Raw genomic sequence first — 20,612 nt, 5'->3', positions numbered from 1 at the left:
TAAAGAAAATAAAAATACTGCTCCTTGAATCAAAAAGCAGCAAGTTTTATTAACTTTTTTGGACAACTATTTGTGGTTTAAATCTAAAATATGATCAAATTGATGATGAATATGGTTTGGTATGTGGTGAGAAATTAAGAGTATTGTTTTGTCGCTTTCGAGTAATTTATCAAGCATTTTATATCTACGGCTTTTATCAATGTTGCTTAATGATTCATCCAGAATATAAAGTGATCTTTGGTGTTTAAAGAGATCAAATAATAAAATTCTTTGTTTTTGACCTAAAGATAAATTATCTGTTTTAGTTGTTTTATTAAAATCAATAAAATCAATTTCGAAAATTTCAGCAAGCGCCTTATTGTTTTCAAGATCTCAAAAATCTGAATCAATTTCGCTTGGTAAAGTAATTGCAGAAGTTAGAAAACCAATGTTAGCAGATAAATTATCTTCTTTTTGAATTTTGTAATCATTTAAGAAAACATCACCAGTGTAATTATAAATATTGTTATTCAAAATGTTAATAAGAGTGGTTTTCCCGCTTCCACTTTCGCCTATAACTAGGTATTTTTTACCCTTTTCTAAAAGATAATCGAAATTATCAAAGATTGTTTTATTATCATATTTGAAGTTTAAATTTGACACTTTAAGAGATGCAAATTCTACTTGTGGTACAAGTTTTCCTTTTTCAAATTGATTAAAGAAGTTATTAACTTTTTTGTTATATTGTCTAATTGTGGACACCCCTTCAACCATCGAAAGAAGAAATTGGAAGTTGTCATCAAAGCTTTTAAAGTTACTTAAGAAAAGTATTAAAATAGCTAAATCTATTTTATTGTTATAAAACAATGTAAAACCAACAACAAAACAAATCACAACTTGAAGCACTTCGATCAAAAGAGAGACAAAATCAATCAAATCCTTTGTCAAGTTATAACCGAGCTTTCTTCTATAGTTTTGATTTACATCATTAGCAATAATTGAGACAATTAATTCTGTTCTATTTCCAAATAAGAAAGCAAATGCATTTCTAATGAAGTTAGAAACTTTCACATATCTAGATTCGCGTAAAGACACAATTTGAACGTTCTTTTTCGCTCTTAACATCATTCCTAAAAAGTTTAAAAGTAACTTAACAATTGAAATTCCTCAAAGTAAAAGAATTATTGCTCAAGATAAATAAGCGTATAAGAATGAAAATGCAATTAGATTAAAGAAGCTTCCGAAAAATACTACATAAACAAGCGAATATTGAGCTAAATACATCGAATCAGTTTCTAAATTATTCAGAAATATTTCTGGCTTACGAGTTTGAAATTCACGGGGGTGAAACTCTTTGTATTTTTCCATAAATGAAATTCTTAAGTTATTTTGAGTTAGATAAATAAGCTTTAAAAATCTCTTTTGATTTTGAATTTCAAGCGCTATATCTAAAATTTGCACTAGTAAAAATCCAAGAATATAAAAAAGACTTTGTTTAATGTCGCTGTTTGTTTGACTTAAAGATTCTAATGCCTTAAAAAAGAATCAAAGTCCTAAAGCATTAAAAATTGAGGTAACAATACGTAAAAGTATTGTTGTAAAAAACATTTTTTTGTCTTTTCAAATTAGTTTATCTCACCTCATAAAGTCCTCCGTCTCTAACTTCATAAATTCTAGTGAAATTAGAGTGTATCTCTGGATCGATGTTATGTGAAATCATGATTATTGTTTTGTCGCTTTCAAAAATGTGTTTTAAAACAGGTTCTACATTCTTTTTATCAATGTTGCTTATTGCTTCATCTAGAATTAAGATATCTTGGTCTGAATTAAAAGCACGAATTAATGCCATTCGTTGCATTTGTCCTTGTGAATATTGTAGGTTATGGATATTAACATTCTCTTGTAAATTAATATCTTTTAACTTGAATTTTTCCATTAAAACTTTGGTTTCTGGTTCTTTTGCAGAATCAAATAAAGTTAAATTCTCTAATAAAGTTCCTGTGATAAACTCACTTTTTTCTCAAACAGGAAACGCAAATTCTGCAAGATGGTTTTGCTCTGGATCGTCATTAATAGATATACTTTGTTGATCTTTAAAAGGAAGTAAACCAAGCAAATGATTTACAAAAGTGCTTTTCCCACTTCCACTTTCTCCAAATATCAAGATTTTTTCGTTTTTATTTAATTCAAAATTAACCTCTTTTAAAATTGTGCTATCAAGCTGGTTATCTAAAATTGTAACTTTAGTTAATCTTAATTTTTCAAAATGTTTTGGAGATTTCTTTGAGCCTTGAAAGTTTGGTAGATTATTAATTTGTTCATTTGAGATCTTAAATGATTTAATATACTTATCAAACTCCATTTTACCCATTACCATATTGAAGAATAAGTTAATTGCAATCGAAACATTATTCTTCAGTGTTGGAATATTTGAAACAAAAGTAGCTAAAAAGCTAATTGCCATATACTCAGGAGCAAAGATTGCTAAAACGAATGTGATAAAAATGTTTAATGTGTAAAATATAGCACTAAATGAATGTCGCAAAAAGAATAGCATTGCATATTTATTAGCAAAACGTCCAATTCTTTTTACTACTAATTGATCCATTTTCTCAATATATTTAGCTTCTAGTGCAGTCAAATCGTTTTTGTTAGCATAAGAATAAAGATTTTGAACCAATTTTGATGTCACATTTTCGGGTTCAATAATAATCTCTGAACTTAATTTTCCAACTTCTTGAGATTTAACTTGAGCTAAAACTGGTGCAAGTAGCACTAAAATGATTAGAGGGATTAAATAAGATAGCACAATAGGATTTAAAATTCCTAACGAAACAACTACACCTATAATTGAAACTATTTGTATTCAAAATGTAAGAATATTATCGTAAAATTTATCAATTAGAGTGTCAGAAGCTCTTGCTACGGCTACTATTTTTTCTTCTTTCTGTCCATATTCAATTTTAGCTATGTGTTGAGAAAGAAATTTCCTAACAACTTGTTTAAAAGCAAATTTTGATAAAAAATGCTTAAATATAGTCCTAAACAAGCTATTTAAAAATAAAAGTAGTCCGGCGGCGGCAGTAATTATTAAAAAAAGTATTAATGACCCCTTGGCTTTTTCGAAATTAACACTGCTTTCTTGTAATGTTTTTAAAAAACTATTTAATGCTCTAACTTCTAAAAAATTAAAAGCAAAAACTAGAGCCGAAAAAGCTAATATAAAAACAAAAGAAAACCAGTGATGTCGCAATTTGATTTTCATTGTTTTCTCCTTTTTTGTTTTTTATTTTTTTAAATTTTACAAAATTCTCTACTTCAAAAAAAAAAAAAAAAAAGCTAATTGAAAGTGGTTCTTTCGCCTCGGTTTCCTTATTGTTAATTTAAGTTTGGTTTGAAAAATTCAGTATAAAAAACACAGAACCTTTTAGGTTCTGCGAAATTAGAAATTTGTATTTTATTTTGTTAAAATGTTCATTAATAAACTTTGAATTTGTTTAATTTTTTCTGTGTTAACTGGACGACTTGATTCGGAAGATCTGTTTTCAAGACTTTTCACAACACCATCAAATAATTTTGAAAGTGTTTTAGATGCTTCCGGTTTATCTTGAATGATTTCATATTTAACAAAATCTACTATTTCTTTGTATGATGCTGCTTCTGTAGAGAAATTAGGATCATTAAGAACTTCTTCCATGTTTTCTTCATAACGTTCTAAAAAGTCGATTGCTTGATCTAATTTGGAATCTGAAAAAATCTCATCTTTGTACTGTGGATACATAACTGAAGCTACTACATTTATGTTTTCGACAAAAGCATTAATTAATTTTTGATCTGGATTAGAGTCTAAAAGTCTCTTAATAATGAACAATGATCTTAAAATACTTTCATCTCTATTTGCTAAAATAGGATATGTTTCAGCAATAGTAGCTCCTGAACTATTTTCGTTTGTGCTACCGTTTTCTGTGGTTGTAGTATTTGTATCGCTGTTTGAGCCTGCATTATTATCAGTTGTGTTTGTCGATGTATTAGATGTGCCATCATTTTGATTTGATGTAGTTTCTTTTTCTGATTCGTTTTTATTTGAACTTTGATTTTTAAATTCGTTATATGATTCATCATTTGTTGATTCAGCTATTTCATTCAATGTAATTAAAGCTTTGCTTGCATCAGAAATTGACGTACCTTGTCCAAAAGTTGCAATACTTGTACCAAAATTAATAAAACCATTAAGTGATTCGTTTTTAGTATAAAGAGTTGCTGCGTTTGACACAAGAGCTGCACTCGGAAGAAATGCTATAGTTAAACCAAAACCAGAAATTAATCTAATTAAAAATGATTTTTTACGAATGATTTGCCCGCCTGAAAGATAAGCTTCTTTGAGTCTTTTTGATTTATCTCTACTGTTTAAGATAGCAGAAATAATTAAACCTATGATAAAGAAAATAAAAGAAATCAAAATCGCAAAAAGAGGGTATACTATACCAATAAATATACTATTTAATGATTCAAATGCTTCTTGATATTTTTCATTATTATTCGCGTTTTCTGGGAAAATTTTACGAATAATCAAATGTGAAAATGTCTTATTTAAAATAATAACAAGAATTAAACTGAAAATAAATCCAACATAAATTGAAATAGCAATAGCTAATGATCCTTTTCAGCTTGTTTTAAGTCCAAGCAAAAAAGCAAATATTAAAACAAGAAAAATAAAACCTATTCCTACACTGGTAAATATTCTTTCATGCTCTGTTAAAAAAGATAAAACGCTTTTTCATCCTTCCATATTTAACCTTCCTTTAAAATTAATCTTAATTTCTTTTATTATAAATAATTCTTAGAAATATTAATTCAAATATAAAAATATTTACATTATATGTTTTATAATAGAAATATGAAAAAACCCAAGATTATTTTTATCGATTTAGACGGTACAGCAATGGATGCAAGTGCTGAACATAGATTTCAAAAAAGACCTTCAGAATACACTAAAAGAGTTATAAAAAAATTGAGTACTCAAATCCCGGTTGTTGTTTCAACAGGACGTGGAGTCAATGAAACTACCAAGGAAATAGTTCACTCACTTGGTAGCGATACATACATTGCGTGAAACGGCGCACAAATCGTTATCGATGGTGAAGTTGAACAAAAAGAAATTATTCCTAACGATGTTGTAGCTCAAGTATTTAAAGAGCTTCGTAAAAATAACTGTTTTGTTATTTTTAACTCAAATATTAAAGAACAAACATATGTTAGAAATAAATTTTATAAAATGTTAATGCATGTTGGTAAAGCTACTGCACATACATATAAAGAATTTCAAAATGATTTTCCAGTTTATAAAGCTCTTGTGTGATGTTTATCTAAAAATAAATTACACAAGGTTGCTCAAAAATTAAGAATCAAGTTTCAAGATAAAATTGAAGTTTCTTTAAGTGGTAGCCGTAACAATATTATTGAAATCACCAAGAAAGATGTTTCAAAAGGTGATGCTGAAGTTTGATTCTGTAACAGATTTGAGATTGATCCAATGAATGCAATCCATATTGGAGATTCTTTAAATGACGCTTCTACTAAAGGTAAAATAGGTAAATTAGTTGCTATGAAAAACTCTGTTGATGCTGTCTTATCAATAGCAGACGAAGTCACAGAATATGATTGCAACAACCAAGGTCTTGCTAAATATTTAGAAAAATTTATCGAAGAATAGTTCTTAATTTCATAATAAAAAATCCGCATAAGCGGATTTTCTTTTATAACTGAACCATTTTATTAACTAATTTGTAGTTTGTTTCATCATATTTTTTAAGATAAGCAAGTCCAAGTTTTTTCATTGTTAAAATAAATGCTACTTTACCTAAATCTATTTTGTTTGGATCTTTCTCATTTAAAAAACTTTGTACAAGTTTGATTTCTCTTCTCATTTCATCATCACTTGGTCTAATGTGCATTTTCTTTTGCACAATTGTAGATCAAAAGAATTGTGAAATCATTTTTCTTGCACCTTCGAGAACTTCTTTTCTTTCTGTTTCAGGTACATTTTGATCTTTAAGTGTGCTTAAAAGTAACTCATTTGGTATTTCAAGTACTGGATTTTTTGCTTGAATTTCTTGTAAGATTTTTTGTCCATACTCAAAAAGAGCATCTGTAAAAATTTGATTTGCTGTTGATTCGCGCACAACTTTTTTAGCATCTTCTAATGTTTTCACATCAGGCATATTTAAAAGATGCACAGTTTCATCTGTAATTGGCATATTTTTTTCTTCTTTGACTTGAAGGACTTTAACTTCCAATCTAAATCCATCTTTTTCAATTGTTTTAGAATCTCCTTTAGTAAGACCTAAAATTTCTTTCTCCACTGGTGTTTGTGCATTTTCATTTGCTTTAACTTGAATTTTTTGTTCGCTTGTTTGATCATTTTGTGAAATTTTAGCATCTAGCACAACAATATCATCATTTTGAATTGCACGATCAACATCAATATAAAATTTATAACTTTTAACAAAAGATTCGATAAATTCAGCAATTTTGCTTTCATAATCTTTGTCGTACTCAAATTCTGCACTTGGTTTAAAATCCAGTTCCACTTCATTAAATGAATCAAAGTAAAACTTCTTAAAAGTGAAGTGAAGTTTATCAATTGTAAACTCTACTTTTTCTAAAAGCGGAACAAAGGAAATTAAGTTTTCTTTCCCTAAATCTGCTTGAAAAATTTCGTTTCTCTTCATTTCAATATATGCATTTTTAGCAAGTTCTAAAATCATGCTTTGTTTAACTGCTGAAGGGTTATCTTTGTGTTTTTGGTTTAAGAAATTTAAAGCATCATTTTGTGCTTTAATTCATTCTTCACCTTCGAGGTTAAAATCTAATAATTGTTCTTTTAACATCTTTCTCCTTAATTGACTAATATATTAATTTTATCATTTTCCGCATTTAAATTTTAAGTAAGTTATTTCTATTCTTAACCTAACTTATTTTTACAAGATTTATTAATCCACAGATTTATGAAACGCAACTATAATAATAAACAATTTGTTGTCCTGAATAATTAAAATTCTAACCTAAAAAGTAGTTTAGCGGGACTATTGCTTTTGTCGAAAATGCACTTTGAGCATATTTGTTAAATTACAGGATCAAAAATAGATCGCTTAGGCTTGGCTACATACGAATTTTTTCTTGTTTAGAAAAAAGTTCAATATAAAATATGTCTTTTGTATTAATTTAATAAAGATAATGTGCTTGTCGATAAAACTCAACAAGGTTCAACTGACTTACTGGTTTAAAACTGAAATTTAATGCAAAACAAATCTAAATTCATTCAAAAGTAACAGATGTTAAAGAGTTCGCTCAATGATTAAATGATTTGCTGGAATTAAATTAGACTGACAAGCAAAATAAACTCAAAAAAGTAATTAAGGTTAAAAAACCTTTAAAAAGTGTTAGTATAATAATGAGTGATTTAATCACTTATACGAAAGCCGTCATAACAAGCAACCATTGCTGGGCGTATGAAAATAATAAAGGGTAACGTTTTTAGAAAGCGTCTAGCGGTTATGCGTAGGACGCTATTTTTTATCTCGTTATGCACATTAAAAACCAAGAAGAATTTATTTTATTAATACAACAATTAAAAAGAGTTATTGATAAATTTTATTTTAAGCACCACAATTTATACGTTTACGATAAAATGCTCTTTCAAACTAAATCAGAAAACATTGAACATTTAATTAGATTCCATTACATAAGCATGATTTATGGATATATTGAGTAACTAATCCCGAGCAATAAAGTTCAAAACCTATAACTGTCTAATTTTAGTCAGTTTTATTTTTTTCTTTTTTTAAGGAGATAAAAAACAAAGCCTTGCAGCTTTGTGAGATTAGATATAAAGGATTAGATAGGTTTTTAATTCGTTTTTTGCATTAATTGCTTTTAAGCTCTCACTAAAATTAGAATAATTTCATTTGGTCAGTGTCGTCTAAATGATTTAAAATTCCCATTTCAGCAATCGTTGTATATAAAGTTTGATTAATTCCAGAACGTTTTTTAAAGTCTTCTCTCGAACGAAAATCATTTTCTTTACGTGCTTGTACTATTTTTTCAGCAGCAGAGAGGCCTAGTCCTTTAATCGCTGAAAAAGGAGGGATTAATCTTTTGTTAGCAACATCGATAACTCATTCTTTTTCAAGTGACTGTTCTAAAATGATGTTCGAAATTGAAAAACCTCTTGCATAAAGCTCGCGAGCGATTTCCAAAGTTTGAATAAGTTCTTTATCTTTAACTTTTTTATTCTTAATAGCATCAAGCTCTTTTAATTTTGAATTAATTTTTTTAGCTCCAAAATCATCACTTAAAACTTCAACATCAAACTCATCAACTCTTGTTGTTAAATAAGTCGCATAATATGGTAACGGATGATAAAGTTTAAATCAAGCAATTCTTCATGCCATAAGCACATAGGCAGTCGCGTGTGCTTTAGGGAAAAGATACTTAATTTTCTTCATACTTTCAATGTATCAACCTGGTACGTTAGATTTCTTCAGTTCTTCTTCTTGCTCTGGCGTAATGCTTTTACCTTTACGCACTTGTTCCATGATTTTAAATGAATTTTGTGGATCTACTCCTTTATTCATTAAGTAAACCATAATATCATCACGACATGAAATAACATCTTTAATAGTCATTCCTTGATCTTTAATTAAATCTTGTGCGTTGTTTGATCACACGTCAGTTCCATGTGATAAACCAGATAATGAAATTAAATCAGCAAAACTTTCTGGTTTAGCTTCATAAAGCATTCTACGAACGAAGCTTGTTCCAAATTCCGGAAGTCCAAGCGCTCCAGTGATTTCACCTCCGATACTTTCTGGTGAAATATTAAGTGCTTCAGTTGATGAGAAAAGCGAAAGAACTTTCGGATCCTTGCTTGGAATATCTTTTTTAACATCAACTTTTGTAATGTTTTCAAGCATTCTAATAGCAGTTGGATCCACGTGTCCTAAAATATCTAGTTTTAAGACGTTATCGTGAATTGCGTGGAAATCAAAGTGAGTTGTTTTTCAATCAATTGAAATATCATCAGCTGGATAATTAATAGGCGTAAAGTCTTCAACATCATATTCTTTAGGTATAATGATAATTCCACCTGGGTGCTGTCCTGTTGTTCTTTTTACCCCTTCAATTTTTGTCGAAAGGAAGTCAATAAAGTTGTTTGAATATGTAAATCCATACTCTTCACAAGCTTTTTTAATATAACCAAAACCAATTTTTGATTTAATTGTTGAAATTGTTCCAGCTCTAAAAGTATGTGACTCACCAAAAAGTCTTTTAACTTCATTATGAACTTCGGCTTGAAAGTCTCCGGAGAAGTTCAGATCAATATCAGGGACTTTGTCCGCATTAAATCCTAAAAAGGTTTCAAATGGTATTGTTTGACCATCTTTTTTCATCACCACTTTACAATTAGGACATTCTTTGTCATCTAGATCGTATCCTGAAGTGATGTTTTTATCATCGGATAATTCGAAATAGTGACATTTTAAACAAATATAGTGTGGAGCAAGCGGGTTAACTTCAGTGATTCCTGCCATAGTAGCAACTAAAGAAGAACCGACCGAACCACGGCTACCAACTAAATATCCATTGTCCATTGACATCTTAACAAGCTTATGTGAAATTCAATAAACAACATCAAAACCATATTTCAGAATTGGTGTGATTTCTTTTTCAAGCCTTTTTTCTACTATTTCAGGTAAATTTTCACCATAAATTTCGTGTGCTCTTTTATAAACTAATTCATGTAATTTTTCTTTTGAGTTGTCGAATTTTGGTGTGTATAAATCACTATGAATTACAACTATGTCGTTTTCAATTTGATTTGCAATTTTATTAGTATTTTCAACCACAATTTCTTCAATGAGCTTGGCATCATTTAAGAAGCTAAATTCGTTTTTCATTTCGGTAGTAGTTAAGAAAAATAAATCAGGTAGAATAATTGAATTTGATCTTGCTTTTTGATAATTAAATAAAAAGTGAGCAACGTTTCCAATTCCTTTTGAATAAACTAAAGATTTATAAAAAATTTGGTCATCAGGATTAGCATAACGCACATCACCAATTGCAACAACTAATTTTCCTCTTTCTTTAGCTCGATTAATAAGAAGCGAAATCATATTTAAAACATCTTCTTTTGTAAAATCATTTTCGTCAACAAGATGTTTAAACGCTCTTGGGTGCGGCACCTCAATATAATCAAATTTATCAATTAATTCATTAAGTTTTAGATCACTAGAGTAAAATAAAGCATCTAATAATTCACTTCTAATTCCACCTGAACCATAAAGAAGGTTTTCGCTAGGCATCTTAAGATCTTCTCAAAATAGTTTTGGTGACTTAAAAAATCTTTCTGTAAGTTGTAAAGTCACAAGCTTAAAAAGTTCTTTTAGTCCAGCTTGATTTTTAGCTAAAACTGTAATTTGAGCTGAACGTTTTTTTTGTCTCAGTTCTGTTTGTTCAAAGTTATATAAAGTGTTTAAATCGTAAATACCTAAATTTTTTAAAAGAGGTAAAGCTAAAACTCATGCTTTTGCTAAAACTTCAGCATCATAATCAGCACGGTGAGCTACTTCAGAGTTATATTCAACCCCTAAATTCTTACAAAAGTCACCTAAAGCGTGTTTACTCTTATCATAGAAAACAAGTCTTGAAATAACAAGCGAATCAACAAACACAGTGTTAGGAAGCTCCATGTCATTGTCAAGAAATTTTTGTAAAATGAAATGCATATCGAAATTAGCATTGTGAGCTAGAGCAACTCTATTATTAAGAATTGAATAAATTTTTTCTAACCCTTCTCTTTCTGATAAACCTTCATTTTCAAGCATTTGATCTGTAATGTTTGTAAGGTTAATAGTAAATGCTGAAAGCTTCTTTTTTGCTTTCATGAAAAATTGGAAGTTGTTGTTTTGAACATAACCATTTTTGATTAAAGAACCACCAAACTCAATAATATCTCCAATTCTTGGCGAAAGGTGAGTGGTTTCAATATCGAATGCAACAACTTCTGAATTAAGAAAGTCGACATTCGTAAATTTAGGAGTTAAAATTGCTCCATTATTCTTTTTGATAACATCAAAAGAAACTCCATAAATAGGTTTTATACCAGCTTTTTTAGCAGCAAAGGTAAATTCAGGGAATGATTGAACACTGTTTGAATCAATGATAGCCACAGCTTCTTGGTTAAATTTTTTAGCTAAATTAACAATTTCTGTTGGCTCTAGAATACTATCCATGGTGTTCATTTTACTTCTAGTTGAAAGTTCAACACGTAGCTTCTCGTCTTCAAGCTCTTCTTCGCGTTCTAAAGTTTTTGACGGAATTTCAATAACCATGTTTCCATTGTTACATTGAATGTATTTAACATTATCGAAAGTATTAGTCTTAACTTCACCTAAAACATTAATTCATTGCCCTTCATTTAAACCAGAAAGTGAAATTTGCTCACCTTGTGAACGAATTGTCACTTTGATTGCTTCTTCAAGGTCTGTAACAAAAAAGTGATAGTAATAATTTTCATTAAATTTTGAGACTTCTTTTTTGTAAATCATCGCATCAAATTTAACTTTAATATTAAAAGCGTCATCAGGAATAGTGTGAATATATTTAATTGAAACTGGTTTAAAGTTTTCATTTTTATATGAGTTTTTATAGTAGCTATTTGATAAAGCTTTCTTACGTGCTAAACCAAATTCAGAGCTGGTATTATCAAATTTTGAATTTAAGTTTTCAGTAGAATTAGCTATATTTTCAAAAAACTCATCAATCATAGCATCATCACGAAGCTTGATGTCTTTTTTAATACCAACAAAGTTAGGAATAATTTCAACATCTAAAAAACCTAATGTTTGCATCTTTTTTGACAAATTTAAAATCGTAAGCTCAAAATCATTTTTATCTTCTTCCGAGCAATCAAAATTAAAGTTTCAATTGTTGTTTGCTTGATTATAAACTAGAACATTGATTAATTTAAATTGATCTTCAAGTGACTTAAAACTAGGGTCAATTTCAATTAGTTTGCGACAAAAATCAGCTATTTCAAGCTGTGAAACATCATAGTTTTTAATTTTAAAAGAAACTTCAAATTTTGCTTTTTTGCTATGTTTAATTAGATTTTGTAGTTTTAATAAATTTTGAATTTTTGGAATACCATTAACAATTACTGTAAATTCATAGTATGGAGCGTTATTTTCATCTCTTTTGATTGTAATTCTGGAATCTTCAATATAAGCGTCTTCAAACCCTTCAAGTTCCTTAACTTCAAGAGATTCCATAACCTTTCTTAAGGTCACATCTTTAAATTTATACATATAAAACAACCTTTCTTAATGGTTTTATAAAAAGAGAAAAATAATAAATCAAAGTGCAAATACAACTGAAATACTGTCAATTCGATCTAATAGACCACCATGACCTTTAAGTAGATTAGAAAAATCTTTAATACCTGTTTTTCTTTTTAAAAATGAAAAATATAAGTCACCTAAAATAGCAAAAGCTGGAGAAACTAAAAGATTCATCATAAAAATAAGTTTATAAGCGCCATAATTTTTTGAACCTAGAAAAATTTGACCAAGATTATCATCACTAGGAAAAGCTGCATTTCAAGCAAAGATAAAAGCAAAAGCTAAAAAGAGCGCAAAAAGATAACCAACAAGCGCTCCTTCAATTGTTTTTTTAGGGCTAATTTGCGGTGCTAATTTATTAGCAAATAATTTGTGTCCAAGTAATTTACCGCCAAAAAAACCACCAATATCAGCACCAATTGAAACAAGCACAAAAAGTAAAATGTACTCTAAACCATTTGAATGAGACATAAAAATGACAAATGTTTTAATAAAAGCAATTAACACAAACGATGTTACAAAGTAATATAGTGTCATTAATATGACTTTTTTTCAAATAATTCTTTTTCTAATTTCAATGACTTTAGCAACTAAAAACAGAATAGGAAGCGCAAAAAACATTAAGAAATTCACACTGTAATTTACATTGATAAAAAGAAATTTAACTTGTCCAAAAGCTGTTAAAACAGCATTTCCTGAAAGTAATCATGTTGATTTAAAATATTCAACATCGAGCAAACTTATTGCAAGCATGCAAACTATTAAAAAGACAATAATTAACTTGTTTTTGAAAAACACCTTGTTTAATTCATAAAAAATGTATGAAATAAGAATAATAAAAAATGTTAGCGAAGTAAACCTAAATGTTCAATATAAGCTTTTGTAATCAAAAATTAAATTACTAAATGATAATTTAAAAATAGAGATAAAAACAATAAATAAAAATGTTAAAAGTAGAGCAGGAAAAATTCTAGTTTTTCATAGATTATCTCTTTTTGGTAAAGTGTCTGTTTTCATATTCTAATTATACAAATCATAAAGGGAAAAAATAGAATATTTTTTATGCTTTAAAAAAGTTCTTTTGTTAATTTTGTGGAAAAATTTTCATTTTTCTTTTGATTTTTAAGGTTTTTGAGCTTGAGATAGTATAATTGAAAAGGATATAAGCTGAATTTATATCCACAAAATATCCAATTCATTTCGTTTTTATAAATAAGTTTTATTCATTTTTAATACATTTTTAGACTATATCTAATATGCTTTAACCATAAATTATATGGTTTTAATATAGTCCCTCCTTTCTAAGTATTTATTAGTCCAAATAGCTCCTTTATAGTGTTAAGTTTTATTTTTAATAATATATTACAAGAAAGTACATTATAGCTGCATTAATTTTATGCAGCTTTTCTTTTACAAAAAAAGACACAGCTTCTAAATTGAAGTTGTGTCTTTTTGAATTAACGATATGGTATAACGTGAATGTGTGTGTGCATCACCTCTTGTCCGGCTGCCGAGCCAGTATTAATGTGAATTTTAAACCCTTTGACAGAGCTATCTTCGCGCATTAAATTAGCAGCAAGCTCACGTGCTTTTAAGAAAGTGTAAGCAATTGTTTCTTGGCTATTTTCTAAAATGTTCGCACCAACCTCTTTAGGAATTATTAAAAAGTGTCCTGGCTGTTTTGGTGCAATATCGTAAATAGCAATAACTTTGTCGTCTTCATAAAGAAATTTAGCTGGAATTTCTTTATTAATTATTTTTTGAAAAATATTCATAATCTTAATCCTGTTTTACAAATGATAATGACTTAATTGTTTCATTAAAGATTTCATTATCACCTTTTTCTAATAAGTAACCAAGCGTCACAAAAGCGTTTTGAGCGTTTTGGTATAAATTAGAGTCATTAAGTGATAATAAAGCACTTAATTCAAGAATTTTTGAATCATATGGTGTACCTTCAAAACTGAGAACTTTAATTGTTTCTACTTTGTCACTATTATCGTCATTTTTGCCTGTTACCATGCTTTTATCTTTTCCGATTGGAGCTATTACATTAACGTATTTAATATCAATAGTTGAATTGTTTCTAGCAACTGGTACAGGTTCAACTGTCATATTTTGTTCATTAATTTCAACTATTTTATGGTCAATGTAGTTGTAAAAACCAACATAGTTAGCTTGGTAATTTGCAACATGTCTCATTGATTCAAAACTAAATGAAACACCTGCTAGATCACTAATAGCAGTGACACCTTGATAACCTGAAAGATTTTTTTGGTAACTGTTTTGCTCATTTAATCATAATTTGTCGCTAATTTTAGATGTGCTAATTGTTTTATTACTTAAAAATTGGTTATATTCAGCAATGCTATTGATTGTTTGGAATGCTTCAGCAAAAATTGCATCAGTATTTGAAGTTGTGTAACCTCAAACTTGCGCTAATTTTTTATCAACTGCATATTTAATCAAATTAAAGTTTTGTGTGTCGTATTTAAGTTTGTTACTATTAAAATTTGATCCATCTAATTTCTTTAAACTCTCTTCGTTTTCAATTTGGAAATATTTATAAACAAGTAAGGCTTTATTTGTTTCTCTTGCAACTTCAGTATCAAGATTTTGATAAAGCTTAATGAATTGTGCTTCGCTAACTTCATCAACGTAAGGATTTGTAACTAAACTTTCAAGTTCACTTGAAGCAGAAAGTGTCCCATTTGATAAAAGTGTATTAATTTTTTTAGCTAATTCACCTGGTTTTTTAACACTGTTTTGTGCTAATAAAGTGTTATAGATTTTAAAAGCGTCCGCTTTAAAATTGTCGTTTTCAAGTAGTTTAACATTCAATTTAAGTAGGTTTGAACTATCTGATTGCACGTTGTATAAACTTGCTAATGTGTTTGAAAGTCAAATATTTTCAGCTAAAGCTGTAATTTTTTCTTTGTTTGAAAGTTGTTTATCTTGTTCAGTTTTTTCTAATGTGTTTTGTTCTCTACCACAAGAAACAACTAAACTAGCAACAAGTGGAGTAGGAACTAATAAAGTTAAGAATTTTAAAGCTTTTTTCATTAGTTTCCTCCTTTAGCTGTTTCTTTGATTTTTTGTTTAAAAATATTTGTAATAGTTGTCTTTGCTTTGTTATTCTTTTCAACAATTTCCCCGTTAGCATTACGGTAAGAAATTACAACAGAAGCATTATTAATGTGTACGTTATAAGATTTTGTTAAACTCTTTTGAGCTTCTACTCATGTATGAATTCCTAATAATGAGTTGATAATTTTCTCATTTGAATTTCCCTGCACGATTGAATTATTTTGTGTTTTTAATTCTTGAACTTTTTCATCTGTATATTCAGAATTTGTTTTAAGTTTGGCTATAAAAGCATCATTTTTAAGTGCTTTAGCTAAAATAGTATTTTTAGTTTGTAAAGAGTTAATTGAGCTTAAGAAGTTAAGATCTTTAACTTCATCAAGTCTTGTTTGTTTAATGTAATTTTTTAAGAAAGCAAGAATTGTGTTTTCGTTAAGGTTTGTTCTTCTTACTCACTCAATTTTTCCGTCATTTAAAACAACAAATCCACCAAGATTTTTAACTACGTAAGCAAATGATGTTTGTTTGCTTAAATCAGGGTTATTAATAACAAATTGTTTTTTGAATGTATTTTGAATAAATTCACCAAACACAGCATCTGAAGAATTCTTAACAAAGTTATCAATTAAAGCATTGATTTGAGCAACTTTTTGAGCTAAAAAGTTTACATTTTGTGAATTAACTGTTTGATCTAAAATTAATTGAATTTGATTTTGAATATCTGTAGGTAAAACAAAAAGCTCGCTAAAATCAATTGTAGGAAGTGAATTAGGATCTTGATCCAAATCAAAGATTTCATTAGCTAATAACGCAATATTTTCAGCTGTGTTTGAAGCAAATTCATCAAGAAGTGAAGTAATCCCTTCTGTTCCAAGTTCACTTGCATTTTTTGATAAAAGATTTAAATAAGTTTTATACTTACCTACTTGCATCATGTTTGCTGAATTATTGATTGATGACATAAAATCACTTGCTTGTTCTTTAAAAATTCCATTTTGTGAGTTAAAAGCAATATCAGCTACTCTTTGGATTCTTGGGTTTTGTCTTTCTGAATCAGTAACTAAAGAATACTTAAGAATGTTAGCAAGAACTTTTTTATCTTCAGCTTCAAAGTTAAATTGAGGGTCTACACCGTTTTTAAATACACCTGGTAAAGTTAATTTAGTTGTAACACCTAAATTGTTTGTAGCTAAATAATCATTAATTAATGAATTTGGAGACATGTGACTAGGAATAAATGACTCAGTACTAATTGTAACAATTTGATCTGTTCCTGGAATTTCATAGTAATACATTCCTTGGAAATCAGAGTCTTTTAATGCTTGTTCATCTTCTATGCTTCTAAGATAAGGGAAAATAAGTTCGTTTTGACCAATTACAATCGACTTTCCGTTTTCATCTGTTGCAGCAATACCACCTTCACTAATTTGTTTGTATTCTTTTGAAGCTCTCTTAAGCATATTGATACTTTGTTTTTGAACTTTAATTCTAAATCTTCTTGTCGCTTCTTTTTCTACAATTTTGTAAGTAGCATATTCAATCGCTTCATCTTCTGTTTTGCTTTTTCCGTAATTATCACTTAAAAGTAATTGGTTGTATTTTTCTTCTCATCCTGATAGATATAACTTTTGTAAGTTTGCTTTTTGGTCAGCTAACTTATCTTTTTGTTCTTTACGAATTTCTTCAAGAGTCTTAAGTGCAATATTAGTTTTTTGCGTATCACCAGCATTTAATGAAGCATTGTAACGGAATTGATATGTTACAGAAGCTTTTTGTTCTTCTTCATATCAAAAGAAAACTAGTTTTTTATAGGCAGCATCTAAATTTGTTTCTACTTTTTCAGCATTAGATGAAAAAAGATTGTTTAAGCTTCCGATATTTTCAGCGTCAGTAGTTTTATTTCTATCGTTATAACGTAAAACAACTTTGCTATCCGCGCTTGGTTGTATGTAATTAACTTTAGCCACATTAAGTGCTAAAGGAACAGCAATACTTACTGCAACACCTGCTGTTAAAGCACCTGCTAAAATGAAAGTTCATAAACTTCTTTTCTTTTTGTTTGTTGTTTTTTTAGTTAAATTATTGTCATGTTTGTCATTGATTTCTGCTAAACGTTCAAAAAAACTTTTTTGTTGTTTTTTAGCCATAAAATTCCTACTTTCTAATCTAAAGTTTTACTTTATATAATATATATAGTATTTTTTATTATATTATAACAAAATAATTTTTTTTATTTATTCAAAGAAAACGAAGAAAAACCCCGCATTTTTACGAGGTTTTTGAAAAAAAGGAATAAAAAAAAGCGGCGTTCTATTTTCACCGTTAGGCTATCGTCGACGCTAAAGGGCTTAACTACTGAGTTCGGAATGGGATCAGGTGCACCCCTTTGCTATGGCCACTGATAATATTGTACTATATTTAAATTAAGTGTCAAGTAAAATTATAAAAAAAATAAATAGCCGAAGCTATTTATTTAATTTGATTGCTTTTTTAGAATATCTATTTTTAAATCATTGTGTTTTTTTCAAGTAGTGAATTGAAAGTGTTTGACCAATTTGTCATAACCCTCCAAACATTCAGTAAACTTGAATACCCGCTGTAAAAATAAGTGTAATTACTGTAAACACAATCATCATCATTTTTTGTGTTTTTTCTGATTTTTTAAGAGCTTCGATTTCCGCAATAGTTGCTCTTTCGTGCAATCTACGACGATTAAGCATTTGTGGTAAGAGTTGTGAAACAAGTTGAACAGCGACAGCTACAACTAAAATTCATAAATAAGCTCAATTTCCAGCAAAAAGCTCACTGTATGATGTTGCAGAGAAGTTTAAACCTAATCAGATAGTTGACTTAATTTCAGGTAGACCTTGAATAACACGTCAAATAGCAAAGAAAATTGGCATTTGAATAAATAATTGTCCAAATTGATCCATTGGATTAATATTGTATTTGCTTGATAAAGCACTTAATTCTTGTTGTTTTCTAATTTTCATTGCTTTGTTTTGTTCAAAGCCTTTGTATTTAGCTTCGATTGCAGCTTTTTTAGATTTAAAGTCTTCTTGTAATGATTGCATCATTGTTGCTCTAAATGAAAGAGCAAGAGTTAAAGCACGAGTAATTATAACAGCAATAATAATAGCAATAATAGATGCTCAACCATTTAATTCAGGCATTGGTCTACGAATTGATTGCATAAGTTTTCCAAGTGGATAAACTAATAATCCGTAAAATGGCCCAAGTTCTCAAGCTTCACCTCATGTGGTGATACTTTTTTGAGCAACATCTCCTCTTAATGCAAGTACGGAAGAATTAATTTCTAATTCTCTTCCTAAACCTGTTTCAACAAGAGTAGCTGTTGTTGTGCTATAACCAGCCATTGCTAAATAATTCTTCATTAATGTATTGTATTGAAGTACATGATCATATACTTCTTGATCAATAGTTCCAACAACAAATGAAGAAACTTTTGAATTAAATTCTGTTGCAAAGGCTTTAATTAAAGCATTCATTTTTGTTTGATCATCAGATGAAAAGGCAGTTGCAGATGAAGGATCAAAAGCTTTTGCTGCTGCTAAAGCTTCTTCTAATTTTTCTAAATCTTGAATTTGGTATTCTTTAGCTTTTGCAACTTTTTGCTCTAAATAAGCAAGAACTTTTGATTGATAATCTGAAAGATTTTCTGCATTAGGAGCCAAGAAAGTTTTGAATTCCAATTTATCAGCATCAATATAGTCTTTTGCTTTTACAACAAAATCGTATGTTGAACTGATACTTGGATCTAATTCTCTAGCTTTTTTGAAGAAAGCACTAGTTTCTCCAAATGTGTATGCGTACATAAAAAGTAAAACATCAGAAGCATATGCTTTATTTGCTTTTTCAATTGCTTGATTTTTTTCTTCTGTTGTTGCATATGAATCTTGAACAGAAACATTGTCGTATAATTTTACGTTTGCTACTGAATCAAAACTAGCATTTAAAATGTTGTAGTATTTTGATCCGTCTTCTCTAGTAAGAACTTGGTATTTTTTATTTGATTTTTGTAAATCAAATAATGTTCTTCAGTATGCTAATAAAATATTATCATTAAAAAGTCTTTGGTATCCTGTGGCTGTATCAGATTTGAAAAGATATCTAGTTTCACCATTAACTTCTTTAGCTACGATATTATTTGAATTAGACACAAGTCCTAATTCTTTTAATCTAGCATTAACATTGTCTTCATTTGAAGCTTCAACTCTAATTGAAGATGTATAGTGACCGTATTTTCCATACTCACCTCCATCTGCTTTAGTTTGTTTGCTTAATTCTTCAATGAAGTTATCTGTTCATTTAACATTAACATGGTGGTTAATTTTAGTGGTTGTTAAGAAATCATAGCTTTTATCACTTGATTCTTTATCTTGTAATGTAGTAACTCTTGGAGCTATCTCAGATTTATCACTATAAATCTCGAATCCATTTCCTACGGTTGAAGATGTTTTAATTGTAAAGTTTTGAATACACCCTGTGAGTGTGAGTCCGAAAATAAAAACATAAAGAAAGGCTTTAATTCATTTTCATGCTTTCTTTAGTCCTTCTTTTCGCTTTTCTTTAGAATCGCGACCTTTGGTAAAATAATTAAATTGTTTAGATCTATGCATTTTTCCTAAATTTCTCAAAGAGTTTTTGAATTTCAGCTTTTTTATGAGCGTACTTTGTTTCCAAAAAATCTTTGCGTGCTATTATCACGAATTCATAACGTAAATCATAAAGTTTGATTTCGTGTAAAATAGCTCTTAATTGTCTTTTATATAAATTACGACCTACTGAATTAGCGAATTTTTTTGGTACAGTAATTCCAACTTTAAAGGCGTCTGCGTTTTTGTAATAAACAATGACATATTTGTTGATAATTTGTTTTTTGGAATTAATCACCTCATTAAATTCTCAATTTTTTTTGAGTCGATAGATTTTTTTCATTTTTTAAGAAATTATTTGTCTGAAACTGTTAATCTTTTTCTACCTTTAGCTCTTCTATTAGCTAAAACTTTTCTACCGTTAGCTGTTTTCATTCTAGCTCTAAAACCATGTACTTTAGCGTGTTTACGCTTATTTGGTTGGTAAGTTCTTTTGCTCATTTAATCCTCCTTATAATTTCAATGTTTTAAT

The 20,612-nt window shown here is 28.7% G+C and carries 14 protein-coding genes and 1 rRNA gene; 2 read left to right on the top strand and 13 right to left on the bottom strand.

The window, feature by feature from the left end; translation table 4 throughout:
• Positions 1–66: 66 nt before the first annotated feature.
• From EXC46_RS00345 to EXC46_RS00335, 3 genes are all read right to left on the bottom strand, one after another.
• Positions 67–1,623, bottom strand: a complete 1,557-nt coding sequence (locus tag EXC46_RS00345) for an ATP-binding cassette domain-containing protein (RefSeq protein ID WP_027333679.1) — start codon at positions 1,621–1,623, stop codon at positions 67–69.
• The gene (locus tag EXC46_RS00340) at positions 1,610–3,244 is read right to left on the bottom strand and encodes an ATP-binding cassette domain-containing protein (protein ID WP_027333678.1); all 1,635 of its coding nucleotides are present in this window, start codon (positions 3,242–3,244) and stop codon (positions 1,610–1,612) included. The genes EXC46_RS00345 and EXC46_RS00340 overlap by 14 nt, the downstream gene beginning before the upstream one ends.
• Positions 3,245–3,436: 192 nt before the next feature.
• Positions 3,437–4,768: a hypothetical protein gene (locus tag EXC46_RS00335; RefSeq protein WP_027333677.1), complete on the bottom strand. Its 1,332-nt coding sequence runs from the start codon at positions 4,766–4,768 to the stop codon at positions 3,437–3,439.
• 108 nt (positions 4,769–4,876) lie between these two features.
• Between EXC46_RS00335 and EXC46_RS00330 the strand changes: the two genes are divergently transcribed.
• On the top strand, positions 4,877–5,692 hold the full coding sequence (locus EXC46_RS00330; protein WP_084262950.1) for an HAD-IIB family hydrolase: 816 nt from the start codon (positions 4,877–4,879) through the stop codon (positions 5,690–5,692).
• 43 nt (positions 5,693–5,735) lie between these two features.
• Here EXC46_RS00330 and EXC46_RS00325 read toward each other — a convergent pair whose 3' ends face one another.
• A complete protein-coding gene (locus tag EXC46_RS00325; protein ID WP_027333675.1) occupies positions 5,736–6,869 on the bottom strand; it encodes a trigger factor-related chaperone in 1,134 nt (377 codons plus the stop codon).
• A gap of 695 nt (positions 6,870–7,564) precedes the next feature.
• On the opposite strand from EXC46_RS00325, the gene EXC46_RS00320 reads away from it, so the two are divergent.
• Positions 7,565–7,753 carry a hypothetical protein gene (locus EXC46_RS00320; protein ID WP_027333674.1) on the top strand — a complete coding sequence of 63 codons (189 nt, stop codon included), beginning with the start codon at positions 7,565–7,567 and terminating at the stop codon, positions 7,751–7,753.
• 178 nt (positions 7,754–7,931) lie between these two features.
• Here EXC46_RS00320 and EXC46_RS00315 read toward each other — a convergent pair whose 3' ends face one another.
• The 9 genes from EXC46_RS00315 to rpmH all read right to left on the bottom strand — a co-directional run bounded on the left by EXC46_RS00315 (position 7,932) and on the right by rpmH (position 20,581).
• Positions 7,932–12,347, bottom strand: coding sequence for a PolC-type DNA polymerase III (locus EXC46_RS00315; protein WP_129622105.1), 4,416 nt, complete (start codon positions 12,345–12,347; stop codon positions 7,932–7,934).
• Positions 12,348–12,371: 24 nt separating this feature from the next.
• The gene (locus EXC46_RS00310; RefSeq protein WP_027333672.1) at positions 12,372–13,397 is read right to left on the bottom strand and encodes a phosphatidate cytidylyltransferase; all 1,026 of its coding nucleotides are present in this window, start codon (positions 13,395–13,397) and stop codon (positions 12,372–12,374) included.
• Positions 13,398–13,837: 440 nt separating this feature from the next.
• Positions 13,838–14,155 carry a histidine triad protein HinT gene (gene hinT, locus EXC46_RS00305; protein WP_187468989.1) on the bottom strand — a complete coding sequence of 106 codons (318 nt, stop codon included), beginning with the start codon at positions 14,153–14,155 and terminating at the stop codon, positions 13,838–13,840.
• A gap of 4 nt (positions 14,156–14,159) precedes the next feature.
• Positions 14,160–15,443 carry a HinT-interacting membrane complex lipoprotein P60 gene (locus EXC46_RS00300; protein WP_027333670.1) on the bottom strand — a complete coding sequence of 428 codons (1,284 nt, stop codon included), beginning with the start codon at positions 15,441–15,443 and terminating at the stop codon, positions 14,160–14,162.
• Complete coding sequence (locus tag EXC46_RS00295; protein WP_027333669.1) at positions 15,443–17,611, bottom strand: HinT-interacting membrane complex protein P80; 2,169 nt, start codon at positions 17,609–17,611, stop codon at positions 15,443–15,445. Before EXC46_RS00295 ends, EXC46_RS00300 begins: the two co-directional genes overlap by 1 nt.
• Before the next feature lie 150 nt (positions 17,612–17,761).
• A 5S ribosomal RNA gene (gene rrf / locus EXC46_RS00290) occupies positions 17,762–17,867 on the bottom strand.
• Between the two features lie 62 nt (positions 17,868–17,929).
• On the bottom strand, positions 17,930–20,104 hold the full coding sequence (yidC, locus tag EXC46_RS00285) for a membrane protein insertase YidC (protein WP_044888910.1): 2,175 nt from the start codon (positions 20,102–20,104) through the stop codon (positions 17,930–17,932).
• Positions 20,097–20,423: a ribonuclease P protein component gene (gene rnpA, locus EXC46_RS00280; protein WP_027333700.1), complete on the bottom strand. Its 327-nt coding sequence runs from the start codon at positions 20,421–20,423 to the stop codon at positions 20,097–20,099. Before rnpA ends, yidC begins: the two co-directional genes overlap by 8 nt.
• Before the next feature lie 11 nt (positions 20,424–20,434).
• Positions 20,435–20,581, bottom strand: a complete 147-nt coding sequence (gene rpmH / locus EXC46_RS00275; protein WP_027333701.1) for a 50S ribosomal protein L34 — start codon at positions 20,579–20,581, stop codon at positions 20,435–20,437.
• Between the last annotated feature and the right edge of the window lie 31 nt (positions 20,582–20,612).

Origin of the sequence: Mycoplasmopsis glycophila (assembly GCF_900660605.1) — a bacterium.
GTDB classification, from domain to species: Bacteria; Bacillota_I; Bacilli_A; order Mycoplasmatales; family Metamycoplasmataceae; genus Mycoplasmopsis; species Mycoplasmopsis glycophila.
Note: the sequence above shows the minus strand (reverse complement) of the source record. Positions and strands in the feature narration are given on the sequence as shown.